15 protein-coding genes are annotated in these 15442 nt (G+C 61.2%); all 15 read left to right on the top strand.

The window, feature by feature from the left end; all coding sequences use genetic code 11:
- Positions 1 to 87: 87 nt before the first annotated feature.
- The 15 genes from ttcA (at position 88) to ACODR9_RS15965 (ending at position 15389) form a co-directional block, all read left to right on the top strand.
- Positions 88 to 1065, top strand: a complete 978-nt coding sequence (gene ttcA, locus ACODR9_RS15895; RefSeq protein WP_488810382.1) for a tRNA 2-thiocytidine(32) synthetase TtcA — start codon at positions 88 to 90, stop codon at positions 1063 to 1065.
- Positions 1055 to 1855: a polyamine aminopropyltransferase gene (locus ACODR9_RS15900; protein WP_488810383.1), complete on the top strand. Its 801-nt coding sequence runs from the start codon at positions 1055 to 1057 to the stop codon at positions 1853 to 1855. The genes ttcA and ACODR9_RS15900 overlap by 11 nt, the downstream gene beginning before the upstream one ends.
- 224 nt (positions 1856 to 2079) lie before the next feature.
- Positions 2080 to 3384 (top strand): nucleotide sugar dehydrogenase, encoded by a 1305-nt coding sequence (locus tag ACODR9_RS15905; RefSeq protein ID WP_488810412.1) that lies wholly within the window; start codon positions 2080 to 2082, stop codon positions 3382 to 3384.
- Positions 3385 to 3456: 72 nt separating this feature from the next.
- A complete protein-coding gene (locus ACODR9_RS15910; protein ID WP_488810384.1) occupies positions 3457 to 4521 on the top strand; it encodes a Gfo/Idh/MocA family protein in 1065 nt (354 codons plus the stop codon).
- Between the two features lie 197 nt (positions 4522 to 4718).
- Positions 4719 to 5255, top strand: coding sequence for a DUF4337 domain-containing protein (locus tag ACODR9_RS15915; RefSeq protein ID WP_488810385.1), 537 nt, complete (start codon positions 4719 to 4721; stop codon positions 5253 to 5255).
- A 21-nt stretch (positions 5256 to 5276) separates the two neighbouring features.
- Positions 5277 to 5846, top strand: a complete 570-nt coding sequence (locus tag ACODR9_RS15920; RefSeq protein WP_488810386.1) for an acyltransferase — start codon at positions 5277 to 5279, stop codon at positions 5844 to 5846.
- Positions 5847 to 5929: 83 nt separating this feature from the next.
- Positions 5930 to 7027, top strand: coding sequence for a DegT/DnrJ/EryC1/StrS family aminotransferase (locus ACODR9_RS15925; protein WP_488810387.1), 1098 nt, complete (start codon positions 5930 to 5932; stop codon positions 7025 to 7027).
- A 2-nt stretch (positions 7028 to 7029) separates the two neighbouring features.
- Positions 7030 to 8325 (top strand): lipopolysaccharide biosynthesis protein, encoded by a 1296-nt coding sequence (locus tag ACODR9_RS15930; RefSeq protein ID WP_488810388.1) that lies wholly within the window; start codon positions 7030 to 7032, stop codon positions 8323 to 8325.
- Complete coding sequence (locus tag ACODR9_RS15935; protein WP_488810389.1) at positions 8312 to 9535, top strand: DegT/DnrJ/EryC1/StrS family aminotransferase; 1224 nt, start codon at positions 8312 to 8314, stop codon at positions 9533 to 9535. The genes ACODR9_RS15930 and ACODR9_RS15935 overlap by 14 nt, the downstream gene beginning before the upstream one ends.
- Positions 9535 to 10623 carry a glycosyltransferase family 4 protein gene (locus ACODR9_RS15940; RefSeq protein ID WP_488810390.1) on the top strand — a complete coding sequence of 363 codons (1089 nt, stop codon included), beginning with the start codon at positions 9535 to 9537 and terminating at the stop codon, positions 10621 to 10623. Before ACODR9_RS15935 ends, ACODR9_RS15940 begins: the two co-directional genes overlap by 1 nt.
- The gene (locus tag ACODR9_RS15945) at positions 10620 to 11717 is read left to right on the top strand and encodes a glycosyltransferase family 4 protein (protein ID WP_488810391.1); all 1098 of its coding nucleotides are present in this window, start codon (positions 10620 to 10622) and stop codon (positions 11715 to 11717) included. Before ACODR9_RS15940 ends, ACODR9_RS15945 begins: the two co-directional genes overlap by 4 nt.
- Positions 11718 to 11728: 11 nt before the next feature.
- Positions 11729 to 12421, top strand: a complete 693-nt coding sequence (locus tag ACODR9_RS15950; protein WP_488810392.1) for a DUF1345 domain-containing protein — start codon at positions 11729 to 11731, stop codon at positions 12419 to 12421.
- A gap of 32 nt (positions 12422 to 12453) precedes the next feature.
- Positions 12454 to 13689: a glycosyltransferase family 4 protein gene (locus ACODR9_RS15955; protein ID WP_488810393.1), complete on the top strand. Its 1236-nt coding sequence runs from the start codon at positions 12454 to 12456 to the stop codon at positions 13687 to 13689.
- Between the two features lie 4 nt (positions 13690 to 13693).
- A complete protein-coding gene (locus tag ACODR9_RS15960) occupies positions 13694 to 14260 on the top strand; it encodes a hypothetical protein (protein WP_488810394.1) in 567 nt (188 codons plus the stop codon).
- A gap of 7 nt (positions 14261 to 14267) precedes the next feature.
- Entirely contained in the window at positions 14268 to 15389 is a 1122-nt protein-coding gene (locus ACODR9_RS15965; RefSeq protein ID WP_488810395.1) for an acyltransferase family protein, read from the top strand.
- Positions 15390 to 15442: the final 53 nt, after the last annotated feature.

Consider the following 15442-nt stretch of genomic DNA (forward strand, 5'->3'; position numbering starts at 1 on the left):
CTTGTGGCTGCTTGCCGGGCAAGAACATGGATTGTTGCAGGGAAAAACAGTAAAATCGCCTGTTTTTCAATTTCTTAGCCGTACCCCATGTCCGAACAGAACACCGTGCTCGACGACAAGGCCAAAAAGGCCACGTTCGAAGGCAACAAACTGGCCAAGCGCCTGCGTCACCACGTGGGTGATGCCATCAATGATTTCAACATGATCGAGCAGGGCGACCGGATCATGGTGTGTCTGTCCGGCGGCAAGGACAGCTACACCCTGCTGGACATCCTGCTGGGTCTGCAAAAATCCGCCCCCATCGATTTCTCCATCGTGGCCGTCAATCTGGACCAGAAACAGCCCGGCTTCCCGGAAGACGTGCTGCCTGGCTACCTGGCGTCCATCGGGGTGGAATACCGCATCATCGAAGAAGACACCTACTCCATCGTCAAAAAGCTGGTACCGGAAGGCAAGACCACCTGCAGCCTGTGCTCGCGCCTGCGTCGCGGCATTCTGTACCGCGTGGCCGACGAGCTGGGTGCCACCAAGATTGCGTTGGGCCATCACCGCGACGACATCCTGCATACGCTGTTCCTGAATATGTTCTACGGCGGCAAGCTCAAGTCCATGCCGCCCAAGCTGGTGTCGGACGACGGCAAGCACATGGTGATCCGCCCGCTGGCCTATTGCCGCGAGAAAGACATCATCCGCTACGCTGACTTGCGCCAGTTCCCCATCATTCCGTGCAATCTGTGCGGCTCGCAGCCCAATCTACAGCGCCAGGTGGTGAAGGAAATGGTTAACGACTGGGACAAGCGCTTCCCCGGCCGGGTAGAAAGCATGTTCCGCGCCTTGCAAAATGTGGTGCCCTCGCATTTGTGCGATACCGGCCTGTTTGACTTTGCCGGTCTGAAAACCGGTGACAGCCCCTTCGAGAATGGCGACACCGCCTTTGACAAGGAAGAGTTCCGCGATCCGCCGCAGCCGCAGGATGACTTAGAAGAAGCGGTCGCTCCGGCGCGCCGTACCATCAGTATTCTGGACTCCCGCAAGCCGGGCGAGGGGAACGCTTGTGGCGCGTAGAGCCTTGCATCCTTTCCGCCGTCGCGTGCGTGCGGCAGTGGACGACATGCCGGAAGTGGAAATCTCCGAAGCCGGTAATATCCGGTCCTTGCATCTGGGCTCGGAAACCATCCAGAGCTCGATGGACATGGACGATCCGGCCGAGCTGGTGCTGTCCTACAGCCGCGCCATGATGGCCTTCTTGCTGTGGAACGACGACCCGCGCCATATTCTGCAAATCGGCCTGGGCGGCGGCTCCTTCGCCCGTTTCATCGACGAATACCTGCCGGAAGCCGTCAGCGTGGCGGTGGACATCAACCCGCAGGTCATCGCCGTGGCCCGCGCCTTTTTCAAGCTGCCGGAAGAGGGTGATTTCTTTGAAATCATCGAGGCCGACGGTGCGGATTACGTAAAGATTTTCCGTGGCTCCACCGATGCCATCCTGGTGGACGGTTTTGATGGTTTGCAGATTGTGGACGAACTGACCACCGAAGATTTCTTCGAAGACTGCAAGCGCGCACTCAGCCCCAATGGCGTGTTTGTCACCAACTGGTGGAGCGGCGACAAGCGCTATCACAGCTTTGTCGAGCGCCTGCTGTCGGTGTTTGAAGGCCGCGTGCTGGAACTGCCCTCGGCCAGCCATGGCAATGTGGCGGTGCTGGCCTTCCGTCAAAGCCCCACGCTGACCCAGTGGGAGGCGCTCAAGGAGCGGGCCGACCGCATGGAATGCCGCTTTGGGCTGGAGTTTGGCGAATTCGTCCAGCGGCTGAAACAGACCAACCAGAGTACGGCCGGGCATCTGTTGATCTGATTGCGCCGCGTGCTGCGCCGTCTGGCGTTTTGTCACGTTTGGTAACCCCAGCGCGCCGCTAAGCAGGCGTATAATGCGGCGCTTGGTATTGCACAAGTGTGGTTTGAGCCAGATCAGCAAGCCCGCCAGCCAGGTGCGGCACACTGCCAGACCTTACCGAATTCAGTGCATGGCTGCCGCGCGCAGCCATGGCAGGTTTTTACTTTGTTGGGACTATCATTGTGATCAAGCAGCAATTGCTTAACCGTATCGCGGACAAATCCGCCGTCATCGGCATTGTCGGTCTGGGCTATGTCGGCCTGCCGCTGATGCTGCGTTTTGCCGAAGTAGGCTACAAAGTGCTGGGTTTTGACATCGACCAGAGCAAGGTTGATGCCCTGATGGCGGGCAAGAGCTATATCGAGCACATCAGCGCCGACAGCATTGCCACCGCGCTGGAACGCGGCTTTGAAGCCACTACTGACTTCTCCCGCGCGCCGGAAGCGGACACGCTGATTCTGTGCGTGCCCACCCCGCTGAACAAATACCGCGAGCCGGACCTGAGCTTCGTGCTGGACACCATGGACAGCCTGGTGCCCTACCTGCGCGAAGGCCATCTGGTGTCGCTGGAATCCACCACCTATCCGGGTACCACCGACGAAGAACTGCTGCCGCGCATGGAATCCCGTGGCTTCAAGGTGGGCGAGAATGCCTTCCTGGTGTTCTCGCCGGAGCGTGAAGATCCGGGCAACCCCAATTTCACCACCCGTACCATTCCCAAGGTATGCGGCGGCTACAGCCCGGCTTGCCAGGAAATCGGCGTGGCGCTGTACAGCGCAGTCATCGACAAAGTGGTGCCGGTATCCTCCACCCGCGCCGCAGAGATGACCAAGCTGCTGGAAAACATCCACCGTGCGGTGAATATCGGCCTGGTCAACGAAATGAAGATCGTTGCCGACAAGATGGGCATCGACATTCACGAAGTGATCCGCGCTGCCGCCACCAAGCCCTTCGGCTTTGTGCCTTACTATCCGGGCCCGGGCCTGGGCGGCCACTGTATCCCGATCGACCCGTTCTACCTCACCTGGAAAGCGCGTGAATACGGTGTGAACACCCGTTTCATCGAGCTGGCCGGTGAAGTCAACAGCGCCATGCCCGATTATGTGGTTGCAAAAGTGGCCGCTGCGCTCAATACCCGCAAGAAAGCCATCAATGGCAGCCGCGTGCTGGTGCTGGGCATTGCCTACAAGAAAAACGTGGACGACATGCGCGAGAGCCCGTCGGTATTCCTGATGGAAAAACTGCGCGATCTGGGCGCGGAAGTATCCTACAGCGACCCGCACGTGCCGGTATTCCCCAAGATGCGCGAGCACCACTTCGAGCTGTCCAGCGTAGCGCTGGATGCGGCAACGATTGCCAGCTACGACTGCGTGCTGCTGGCCACCGACCACGACAAGTTCGATTACGCGCTGCTGCAGCAACACGCCCAGCTGATTGTCGACAGCCGTGGCAAGTATCTGGAACCCGCCGACCACATCGTCAAGGCCTGACCCTGACGGCATAACGCAAGCAGGCGACCCCATGGTCGCCTTTTGCCGTTTAAGCACAGAACGGAACACACCATGAAAACCGTACATCACGCCCCGATTACCGACCGCAAGATCCGCTTCGCCCTGGTTGGCTGTGGCCGCATTGCCAACAACCATTTCGGCTCGCTGGAAAAACACGAAGACCGCGCCGAGCTGGTTGACGTCTGCGATGTAGACCCGGCTGCGCTGCAAGCTGCTGTTGAGCGCACCGGTGCCCGTGGTCACAGCAATCTTACCGATATGCTGGCCGCCACCAATGCCGACATCATTGTGCTGACCACCCCGTCCGGCCTGCACCCGAGCCAGAGCATCGAATGTTCCGAAGCCGGTTTCCACGTGATGACGGAAAAGCCGATGGCCACCCGCTGGGAAGATGGCCTGGCCATGGTGAAAGCCGCCGACAAGGCCGGCAAGCGCATGTTTGTGGTGAAGCAGAACCGTCGTAACGACACCCTGCAGCTGCTGAAGCGCGCGATGCAGGAAAAACGCTTTGGCCGTATCTACATGGTCAACGTCAATGTGTTCTGGACCCGTCCGCAAAGCTATTACGACCAGGGCGGCTGGCGTGGCACCTGGGAATTCGACGGCGGCGCTTTCATGAACCAGGCCAGCCACTATGTGGACCTGCTGGACTGGCTGATCGGCCCGGTGGAAAGCGTGCAGGCTTACACCGCCACGCTGGCGCGCAATATCGAAGTGGAAGACACCGGCACCGTCAGCGTCAAATGGCGCTCCGGCGCGCTGGGCAGCATGAACGTGACCATGCTCACCTACCCGAAAAACCTGGAAGGTTCCATCACCATCCTCGGTGAAAAGGGCTCGGTGCGCGTGGGCGGTGTGGCAGTGAATGAAATCCAGCACTGGGAATTCTCCGAACCGCACGCCATGGATGACGAAATCAAGAACGCCAGCTACGCCACCACCAGCGTCTACGGTTTTGGCCACCCGCTGTACTACGACAACGTAATCAACGTGATGCAGGGCAAGGCCGAGCCGGAAACTGATGGCCGTGAAGGGCTGAAGTCGCTGGAACTGCTGATTGCCATGTATCTGTCGGCCCGCGATGGCCGTCGTGTCAGCCTGCCGCTGGATTACTAAGACCCGCTAACAAAACCTCCGCTCCTGCGTTGCGCCTCCTTGCCGTACTATGTGTACTGTCTGCGTCGGCGCGCCTTGGCCCGGATTCTCTACGAGGTTTTGTTAGCAGTTCTACGCACCGCTCCCGGCATGTCCGGCGCACGCGGCCATCCAGCCGGTGCGCCCGTTTCCCGATTACCGCAAGACAAAGCAGGTTTATGGCTGAAGAAAAGAAAGAACCCTGGCTGAATTATTTGGCGCTCACCACCGTCATCCTGGCGGTGTGCGCCACGCTGTCCACCTTCAAGGGCGGTGGCTTTTCCACCCGTGGCGTGATTGCCCAGGCCCAGGCCTCGGACCAGTGGGCCTACTATCAGGCCAAGGGCATCAAGGGCAATTTGTACGATGTGGAGCGCGAACGGCTGCAGTTTGAGCTGGATAATCTGCCAGCTTCCGCCAGCCCGGCCCAGCGCGAACACTATCAGGCCCAGTTGAAGAAAGTGGGCGACAAGGCCGCGCGTTACGCCGCCGAGCGCAAGGACATCGAAAAAGAAGCCCGCCGCCTGGAGGCCGAGCGCGATGCCGCCCAGCGTCAGGGCAAGCCGTTTGGCGTGGCGGTAATCTTCCTGCAAGTGGCCATCCTGATTTCCTCGATTGCGGGCCTGTTCAAGCGCAAGGCCATCTGGCTGGCGGCGTTGCCGATCGGCCTGTTGGGCCTGGTGTACTTTGCCGATGGCTTTTTCCTGTTTTTCTGACCCCCGTCCGGAGGCCTGCCCATGACTCAATACACAGTACACCCCACCGCCATCGTGGATGACGGCGCACAAATCGGCGCGGACACCCGCATCTGGCACTGGGTGCATATTTGCGGCGGCGCCAGCATTGGCGAGCGCTGCTCCTTCGGCCAAAACGTGTTTGTCGGCAACGACGTGCAAATCGGCAACAACGTCAAGATCCAGAACAATGTCTCCATCTACGATGCCGTCACGCTGGAAGACGACGTGTTCTGCGGCCCGTCCATGGTGTTTACCAATGTCAACAATCCGCGCAGCCATGTCAGCCGCAAGGATGAATACCGCCGCACCGTGGTGAAGCGTGGTGCCTCCATCGGTGCCAATGCCACCATCGTCTGCGGCCATCAGGTGGGCGAGTATGCCTTTATCGGTGCCGGTGCCGTGGTTACCCGCGACGTACCGGCCTATGCGCTGATGGTGGGCACCCCGGCCAAGCGCATCGGCTGGATATGTGCCTGCGGCGAGCGCCTGCCCAATGACATCGGCACCCACGCCTGCCCGGCCTGCGACAGCTTTTACCAGATAGGCGGCAATCACTGCACACCGGCCTGAACCGGAGCAGCCTGCACCGCCTGAAACCATTCAATCCCGACCGCTGCCCGCACGGCAGCCCGGCCCCAGCAAGGAATCGAGCCATGAGCATCCAGTTCATCGACCTCAAAGCGCAGTACCAGCATCTGAAAGCCGACATCGACGCCCGCATCCACGCGGTGCTGGATCACGGCCAGTACATCATGGGGCCGGAAGTCAAAGAAGTAGAACAGCAACTGGCCGCCTACACCGGTGCCAAGCACGCCATCGGCGTGTGTGACGGCACCAAGGCGCTGCTGATTGCGCTGATTGCGCTGGGCGTAGGCCGTGGTGACGAAGTCATCACCACCCCGTTTACCTTTATTGCCACCGGCGAAATGATTGCCCTGCTGGGTGCCACCCCGGTGTTTGTCGACATCGACCCCATCAGCTACAACCTGGACCCGGCGCTGCTGGAAGCCGCCATCACCCCGCGTACCAAGGCCATCATGCCGGTCAGCCTGTACGGCCAGTGTGCGGACTTCACCGCCATCAACGCCATTGCCGAGAAACACGGCATTGCGGTAATCGAAGACGGCGCGCAAAGCTTTGGTGCCAGCCAGCACGGCAAGAAATCCGGCAACCTGTCCACCATCGGCTGCACCAGCTTCTTCCCCAGCAAGCCCTTGGGCTGCTATGGCGACGGCGGTGCCTGCTTTACCAATGACGACGAACTGGCAAAGAAAATGCGCGAAATCCGCATTCACGGCCAGGACCGTCGTTACCACCACCCGGTAATCGGCCTGAATGGCCGTCTGGATACCATCCAGGCCGCAGTGCTGCTGGCCAAGCTGCCCAGCTTTGCCGACGAAGTGGCCGCGCGTGAACGCATCGGTGCCCGTTACAGCGCGCTGCTGCAAGACGTGGCCCGTGTGCCGGTGATTGGCGCGGGCAATACCCATGTCTACGCCCAGTTCACCATCGAGGTGGACAATCGCGAAGCGGTGCAAAAAGCCCTGCAAGAGCTGGGCGTGCCCACTGCCGTGCATTACCCGATTCCGCTGCACCTGCAACCGGCTTTTGCCCATCTGGGCCTGGGCGAGGGCAGCTTCCCGCAGGCCGAAGCCGCCGGCAAGCGCGTGATGAGCTTGCCGATGCACCCCTTCCTGGATGAAGCCACCCAGGATGCCATCGTCGCTGCGGTGAAAAAGGCACTGGGCTGAGCGTGCTGGCCAAACTCAAGGCCAGGCTGGGGCAGGGCGGCTTTGCCCGCAATGTCGCCACCCTGGCCGGGGGCGCTGCCGTGGCGCAGTTCCTGCCGGTATTGTTCACTCCGCTGCTGACCCGGCTGTACAGCCCGGCGGATTTTGGCGTGCTGACGCAGTTTGTCGCCTGGTTGTCCAACCTGGTGGTGATTGCCACCTGGCGCTACGACATGGCGGTGGTGCTGCCGGAAGAAGACGCCGACGCCATGCGCCTGATGGTGCTGGCGTTGCTGTTCAACACCCTGCTGCTGGCGGGGCTGAGCATTCCCTTGCTGGCTGCCGGGCCGTGGATTGCCACCGTGCTGCATGCCCCGGCCATGGCACCCTGGCTGCCTTTGTTGCCGCTGGGCATCTGGGTAGCCGCCAATAACCAGATCTGGACCAACTGGAACAACCGCCAGCGCCGCTACAGCGCCAATGCCCAGGGCCGCATGGGCCAGTCTGCCGCCATGGTGACGGTGCAACTGGCGGCCGGTTTCGGCAAGCTGGGTGCGCTGGGCCTGCTGCTGGCGCAGATTGCTGGCCAGACCGCCTCCTGGCTGGTGCAGGCGCGGCAAGACTGGCGCGCACTGCCACAGTGGCTGCGCACCGCTCGCTCAGGTGGCATGGCGCAGATTGTGCGGCGTTATCGTGAATTTCCGCTGGTCAACACCCCGCATGCCTTTGTAGTGGCCTTGCAGGATTCGCTGATGGTACAGCTGCTGGGCATGCTGGCTACCGCCGAGCTGATGGGCCATTACGGCCTGGTGGTGCGGGTACTGAAACTACCCGCCGCCTTGCTGGGACAAGCCGTTTCGCAAGTGCTGTACCGCGATCTGGCCGAAGCCCATGCCAAGGGCCACAGCCTGCGGCCCTTGCTGAAAAAGGCGCTGCTGGTGTTGTCGGCACTGGCGATTGTGCCTTTTCTCATCATCATGGTCTGGGGCGGGCCGCTGTTTGCCTTTGCCTTTGGCGAGCAATGGCGTGATGCCGGTCAGATTGCCGCCACGCTGACGCCGTCTTTCTTTTGCATGTTCCTGGCGGCACCTTGTTTCATGGTACCGATGGTGCTGTCGCGCCAGCGTCAGTCGCTGCTGTTTGCCCTGCTGGGTGTGGTGGTGAACCTGGGCTCGCTGGGCGTGGTGTACTGGGCGGGGGAGAATGCCCACCAGGTATTCCGCCTGCTGTCGGTAACGGTGTCCATCTATTACATCATCTACATGGTCTGGGTATTCCGGCTGTGTCGTCATCTGGAACAAAACCATGCTCACAGCTAATTCACTCACCCTGTGCGATTACCTGTCGGCCTTGCCGGGCATGCAGCGTGGCCGCGCCTTCCAGCGTGCCGCGCTGCGGCGCGAGCTGGCAAGCTGCTTTGGTGTGGATGAGGCGCGCATCGGCCTGTACGACACCGGCCGCGCCGCACTGCGCGTGCTGTTGCAGCAGCATGGCATCGGTGCCGGGGATGAGGTAATTGTCCCGGCCTATACCTGCGTGGTGGTGCCCAACCAGATTCCGGCGCTGGGGGCCACGCTGCGTTTTGTCGATGTCTCTGCAGATACCTTGAATTTTGACTGGGACGTGCTGGCCGCCGCCATCGGCCCGGCCACCCGCGCGGTCATCGTGCCGCACAATTACGGCCTGCCCTGCCGGGTAGCGGACGCACTGCGCGCCGCCCATCCGCAGGTGAAGTTTATCGACGATGCCGCCCACGGCTTTGCCAGCCAGCTGGATGGCCAATGGCTGGGCAGCTATCACGACGGGGCTTTCTTCAGTTTTGAATATTCCAAGAACCTGACTGGCGGCATTGGCGGTCTGGCGATTTTTCCGCCCGGCATGGCCGCGCCGCAGCAGGATTGGCCGGAGCTGTCCTGTGCCGATGAATGGCGCTTGCTGGCTACGCTTAAAGCCCATCTGCTGAGTGCACGCTGGCCGCTGCTGGGCCGCATCACCATGGCGATTAACCGCCGCATAGGGCTGATTTACCGCTCGGCCGATGCCGAAGTGAGCCAAGGCATGCCGCATCCGGTGCGCGCCATGCCCTTGCTGTCTACCGTGCTGGTGCGCCGCCAATTGGCCCATCTGCCTGCCACGCTGGCCCACAAGCAGGCGTTGGCGCAGCGTTACCAACAGGCACTTGCGGCACTGCCGTCCATCACCCAATGGGCAGTGCCTGCCGGTGCTGCGTGCCACTGGGTGCGTTACCCGTTTGCGCTGTCCCGCCCGGTGGCGGACAAGGCTGGGCTGGCGCGGCGCTTGAGCCAGGCCAGCGGGCTGAATATCGGCGTGTGGTTTGATGACGTGATTCACCCGGCGGGTTCCTTCCGCCATGGCTATGTGGCCGGGAGTGCGCCGCAGGGCGAGCGGCTGGCCGCCACGGTACTGAACCTGCCGATGAATATCGCGCTGGCCGACAACGCCGCGCTGGCACACAAGCTGGACCAGCTGCTGGCGGCACTGCGCGGCATCGAGAAAGAAAACACCTAATGAAGCTGTTGTTGATCGGTTCGGCCTCGGTACATACCTGGCGTTATCTGGCTGGTATTGCCCCGCATGTGGATGAAATCTGGCTGGCTTGCAATGGCGAGGTACCGGCGGACAAGCGTCCGGCCAATCTCAAGGGCGAGCTGCGGCTGGATTTTGGCCTGAAAGCACTGGGCAGCGCTGGCACATTGCGCCGCTGGATGAGCCAGATAAAGCCAGACCTGGTGCATGTGCATCAGGCCAATAGCGTGGCTTGGCATGCGCGCCGGGCGCTGAGTGGCAGCCGCGTGCCCATGGTACTGACCGCCTGGGGCTCGGACGTGCTGCTGCTGCCGGACAGTAACCGGCTGATGCGGCAGATGGTAAGCGGCAATCTGCGTGCCGCGACGGCCATTACCTCGGATTCGCTGTATATGGCGGCGAAAATCCGCCAGTTGGCTGGGGACAATTGCCGGATCGACGTGCTGAATTTCGGCATGGACGCGCTGCCAGCGCAGCCGGATATCGCCGCCAAGGCCAACAAGGTGCTGTCCTGCCGTCTGCACAAACCGCTGTACCGTATTGATGCCATCCTGCACGCCTGGCAGCAGGTGGAAGCCAGTGGCCGTTACCCGGACTGGAGCCTCACCGTGGCCGCCAGCGGCGAGTCCACCGACAGCCTGAAGACGCTGGCAACACGGCTGGGGCTGCAAAGAGTGGAATTCACCGGTTTTGTTTCGTCCGCCGTGCTGGGCGCGCTGTATCAGGAATCGCGCCTGTTTGTCAGCGTGCCGCGCTCGGACGCCACCAGCATCAGCCTGCTGGAAGCCATGGGCCATGGTTGCCTGCCCGTGCTGTCCAATCTGCCCGCCAATGGTGAATGGGTAATCGACGGCCTCAACGGCCTGATTGCCGAAGACATTGCCCGCTTGAGCGACAGCCTGCTGGCCGGTATGGACTGGGCGGCGGACAATGCCCGCCTGCAACAAGCGGTGCAGCTCAACCGCCAGCTGGTGGCGCAAAAGGCGCTGCATCACAGCAATATGCAACACTTTGCCGATCTCTATGCCAGCCTGTTGTCCGGCCCGGCACTCAAGGATTCTGCCGTATGAAAGTAGCCCATCTCACTTCAGCCCATCCGCGTCACGACATCCGCATCTTCGTCAAGGAATGCGCCACGCTGGCGGCAGCCGGTCATGAGGTGACCCTGATCGTGGCTGATGGCCTGGGCGAGGAAATCCGCAATGGCGTGCGCTTTCATGATGTTGGCCCCAAAACCGGTGGTCGTTTCGCGCGCATGACCGGCACCACCAGCCGGGTGTATCAGGCCGCATTGGCGCTGCGCCCGGACATCGTGCATTTTCACGACCCGGAGCTGATTCCCGCCGCCGTGCGCCTGAAGCAGGCTGGCATCAAGGTGATTTACGACGTGCATGAAGACATGCCGCGCCAGATTCTGGCCAAGCACTGGATTCCCGGTGCCATCCGCCCGCTGGTGTCCGGCAGTTTTGAAACGGTGGAAGACTGGGCAGCCAAGCGCTTTGACGCGGTGGTGACTTCCACCCCGCATATCCGCAACCGTTTTGCCAAGCTGGGCGGGCGGGTGCTGGATGTATGCAACTTCCCCATTCTGGAAGAGCTGGTACGCGATACGCCGTGGGACAGCCGCAAAAACGAAGTGTGCTATATCGGCGGTATCAGCCGCATTCGCGGTATCGAACCCATTGTGGCTGCGCTGCCGGAAACCTCCACCCGGCTGAACCTGGCTGGTATCTGGAGCGAAACCGACTTGCGCGCGAAACTGGAAGCGCAACCGGGCTGGGCGCGGGTGAATGATCTGGGCGTGCTGGACCGCAAGGGCGTGGCCCAAGTGCTGGCGCAAAGCAAGATCGGCCTGGTGACGCTGTTTCCCACGCCCAATTACGTGGATGCGCTGCCGATCAAGCTGTTTGAATACATGGCAGCCGGCATGCCGGTGATTGCCAGCGATTTTCCGGTATGGCGCGAAATCGTCGACGACGCAGGTTGCGGTGTGCTGGTGGACCCGCAAGACCCGCACGCGATTGCCGCTGCCATCAACAGCCTGATGGCGGATGAAGACCGCATGCGCCAGCTGGGCGAGGCGGGCAAGCAAGCCGTGCTGCAGAAATACAGCTGGGCGGCAGAAGGCCGCAAGCTGGTGGATCTGTACGCGCAACTTTCCTGAGGGCAGCCATCATGGACAAACCGCAACGTCATCACCACGGCCCGCTGGCCCGGCTGATCCACATCTTGCGGACCCGGCCACGCTTGTTGTCTGCCATCGTGTTCGGCCTCTTCATGGCGCAAATACTGACCATGCTGACGCCGATGCGCACGCTCACCGCCTATGTGATTGGCTGGAATGCCGGGGCCGGTCTGTATCTGCTGCTGGCGCTGCACATGATGCACGGTGCCGATGCCGAGCAGATCCGCCACCGTGCCGCCCGGCAGGACGAAGGCGAACTGGCCATCCTGATGCTGGTGGTGCTGGCGGCCATCGTCTGCCTGCTGTCCATTGTGGCCGAGCTGTCGGTGGCGAAAGACCTGCACGGCAGCAGCCGTGGCCTGCATATCGGCCTGTCGGTACTCACCATCTTTACCAGTTGGTTGTTCACCCAGGTGATGTTTGCCCTGCATTACGCCCACCAGTACTACGTGGCGCTGTTTCGCAGCGGCAAGCCGGGGCTGGAATTTCCGGGGGATGAAGAGCCCAATTACAGCGATTTCTTTTATTTTGCCGCCGTCATCGGTACTTCCGGTCAGACGGCTGACATCAGTTTCAGCTCACGGGCCATGCGTCGCATCGGCTCCGTGCATTGCATCCTGTCCTTCCTGTTTAACACCACCGTGCTGGCGATGATGATCAATATCGCCGCCGGGCTGTTCTGACACAGCGGACCATCATTCGGAAAAGCAGCAGCGTGCGCATTCTCTATATCAACCACTATGCTGGCAGCCCGCGCCACGGCATGGAATTCCGCCCCTATTACCTGGCGCGGGAATGGGTCAAGGCGGGGCACGAAGTCAATATGCTGGCGGCAGATACCTCGCATCTGCGCCAGACCAACCCGCAGCTCACCGCCAAGTATCAGGACGAAGACATCGACGGCATCCGCTACACCTGGTGCAAAACCCCGGCCTATCCGGGCAATGGCCTGAAGCGGGTGATCAATATCTTCAGTTTTCTGGGCAAGGTGATGGGCCTGTCCGGGCGTTATCTGAAGGAGTGGAAGCCGGACGTGGTGATTGCCTCCTCCACCTATCCGCTGGACACCATCCCCGCCGCCTTCATCGCTGGCAAGACGGGTGCACGGCTGGTGTATGAGGTGCACGATCTGTGGCCGCTGACGCCGGTGGAAGTGGGTGGCATGTCGAAGAAGCACCCCTTCATCCGCCTGATGCAGTGGGCCGAGGATTTTGGCTACCGCAAGGCCGATACCGTCATTTCCATGCTGCCCTGCGCGCGTGACTACATGATGGAACATGGCATGGCGGCGGAAAAATACCATGTCGTGCCTAACGGCGTGGACGTAGCCGAGTGGCAGGGCGCGGACACGCCGTTGTCTGCCGAGCACCTGGCCGCGCTAGCCAAGCTCAAGGCGGACAAGCGCTTTCTGATTGGCTATGCCGGTGGCCATGGCCTGGCTAATGCGCTGGACTTCCTGCTGGAAGCCGCCGCGCAATTGCAAGACACGCCAGTCAGCTTTGTGCTGGTGGGCGATGGCCCGGACAAGGCGGCGCTGGTGGCCAAGGCCGCCGCAATGGGGCTGTCCAACGTGCACTTTTTGCCCAGTATTCCCAAGCGGGCCGTCCCGGCCTTCCTGGCGCAGATGGACAGTCTGTTCATCGGCTGGCGCAAGCTGCCCATCTACCGTTTCGGTATCAACCCCAACAAGTTGTTTGATTACCTGATGGCAGGCAAACCGGTGATCCACTCGGTGGACGCGGGCAACGACATGGTGAAAGACGCCGGAGCCGGTTTCAGCGTGGGCGCGGAAGACCCGGCCGCCATTGCTGACGCCGTGCGCCGCATGCTGGCCACCACCCCCAACGAGCGCGGCCGCATGGGTGCTGCCGGGCGGCAATATGTGCTGGCGCATCACGACTATCGCGTGCTGGCGCAACGTTTTCTGCAAGCGGTACTGCGCAAGGGCTGATGCCATGTTGCGCCTGTTGGGAGAACTGCTGCGTCTTGGCCTGAAGCTGGCGCTCGGGGTGGCTGTGTTCTTTGGCAGCATGGTGCTGCTGGCCATGCTGCTGGATACCGGCCCGCTGTGGGCGCTGGCCTTGCTGGCACTACACCTGGGCTGTTACGCACTGGCCAGTTGGCGGCAATGGTCAGCGCTGCAGAAATATTTGCTGGCTGCCTGGTTCGGCCTGTTTTGTGGTGCCATGTTTTTCTGGGATAAACATGGCGGCGGTCAGCCCGCACCCGAGTGGCTGAAGCTGCTGGCGCACTGGCATGTCTTTGGCTGGATCGTGCTGGTGTTGCTGTTTTTGCCGCTTACTTTGCTGGAAATGCTGGTCAAGCAGCTGCGCCGCCGCCGTGAGCGCACTCAGGCCGCGCCGGCTGATCCCTTCACTGCCAATCTGGCGCAGTTTGATTTGCAGCAGTCGTTTGCGTGTGCAGAAGAGAGACAAAAAACCGTGCAAACCTGTACTAACGGCGAGGATAATAGCGGTTTTAACCTTGATGACCGGCGTGATGTCACGCCGGGAGACCGGTGAGTACGGGATGAGTAGCAACAAGCAGCATGTCCGTTTTGATTTTGCCGATGGCCTGCGTGGCGTGGCCATCCTGTGTGTGATTCTGTTTCATTTCACCCAAACCTTCTGGCAGCATCGCAACCGCATCAGCGACATCCTCAATATGGACCCGCTGGAAGGCTATGCCGGTGCTTCCTTCGTATTGCCCTTTAATCTGGGCGCGGTTGGGGTAGGGCTGTTCCTGCTGATTTCCGGCTTGCTGATTCCGCTGTCGCTTACCCGCATGGGCGGGCTGCGCTTTGCCGTATCGCGGGTGTTCCGCATTTACCCCACCTACTGGGCCGGGCTGGCGGTAACACTGATTGCCTTGTGGATTGCCGCCTGGTTGGCCGATAACGACTTCGACATCACCCGGCGCGATGTCATCGGCCATATCAGCATTGCCTTTCAGGACATGCTGGGCGGACGCAATATCGACCCGGTGATGTGGACGCTGAAGGTGGAGCTGTGGTTCTACGCCTTGCTGGGCACGGCCTTTGCGCTAACCGGCAAACGCATCAAATGGGCCATCTGGCTGCTGCTGCCGCTGGTGGCCATGCTGTGCCGTGGGCCGGATGCGCAAGGCCTGCACGGTCAGCTGGCGCATTTCTGGGCTTATGATCAGTATTTCCTGTCTTCGGTGGTGTGTTATTTCCCGCTGATGTTTGCCGGGTGCTGGTGTTATTTCTATCTCACCGGCCAGGCCGGTGCAGTGGAAACCGTGCTGCATTTTGTCGGCCTGCTGGCCCTGTTTGTGTGGGTGACTAACTGGCCGTCGCTAGAACTGTACGGCAGCTACGCCATCGGCATCAGCCTGTTTGTGTTGGGCGTATTGCGCCCGGCAACCTGGAGCAGCCCATGGCTGGCGCGCGTGGCCGCTGTCAGCTACGCCTGGTATGTGTGTCATTCCAATGCCGGCTATGTGCTGATGGAAGTGCTGGCTGGCTACAATCTGCCGTGGTGGCTGCTGGTGGCTGCGGCCACGGTGATGACCTGGTATCTGGCACTGGCCATTAACCGCTGGGTGGAACTGCCCACACAAAAGCTGGGCAAGCGCGCGGCGGATGCGCTGAAGGACAAGCCGGCGACGGATAATCTGGCGCGCCAGTAAGCGCAGCTAACAAAAAACCTGCTGCTGCGTTGCGCCGCCTTGCCGTACTCATT

This window comes from Aquitalea sp. FG25 (assembly GCF_057809375.1).

What these genes read in the sequence shown, in the direction of transcription:
- ttcA (WP_488810382.1), top strand. Translation starts at nt 88, where the DNA reads ATGTCCGAACAGAACACCGTGCTCGACGACAAGGCCAAAAAGGCCACG.
- ACODR9_RS15910 (WP_488810384.1), top strand. Translation starts at nt 3,457, where the DNA reads ATGAAAACCGTACATCACGCCCCGATTACCGACCGCAAGATCCGCTTC.
- ACODR9_RS15915 (WP_488810385.1), top strand. Translation starts at nt 4,719, where the DNA reads ATGGCTGAAGAAAAGAAAGAACCCTGGCTGAATTATTTGGCGCTCACC.
- ACODR9_RS15920 (WP_488810386.1), top strand. Translation starts at nt 5,277, where the DNA reads ATGACTCAATACACAGTACACCCCACCGCCATCGTGGATGACGGCGCA.
- ACODR9_RS15925 (WP_488810387.1), top strand. Translation starts at nt 5,930, where the DNA reads ATGAGCATCCAGTTCATCGACCTCAAAGCGCAGTACCAGCATCTGAAA.
- ACODR9_RS15935 (WP_488810389.1), top strand. Translation starts at nt 8,312, where the DNA reads ATGCTCACAGCTAATTCACTCACCCTGTGCGATTACCTGTCGGCCTTG.
- ACODR9_RS15940 (WP_488810390.1), top strand. Translation starts at nt 9,535, where the DNA reads ATGAAGCTGTTGTTGATCGGTTCGGCCTCGGTACATACCTGGCGTTAT.
- ACODR9_RS15945 (WP_488810391.1), top strand. Translation starts at nt 10,620, where the DNA reads ATGAAAGTAGCCCATCTCACTTCAGCCCATCCGCGTCACGACATCCGC.
- ACODR9_RS15950 (WP_488810392.1), top strand. Translation starts at nt 11,729, where the DNA reads ATGGACAAACCGCAACGTCATCACCACGGCCCGCTGGCCCGGCTGATC.
- ACODR9_RS15960 (WP_488810394.1), top strand. Translation starts at nt 13,694, where the DNA reads ATGTTGCGCCTGTTGGGAGAACTGCTGCGTCTTGGCCTGAAGCTGGCG.
- ACODR9_RS15965 (WP_488810395.1), top strand. Translation starts at nt 14,268, where the DNA reads ATGAGTAGCAACAAGCAGCATGTCCGTTTTGATTTTGCCGATGGCCTG.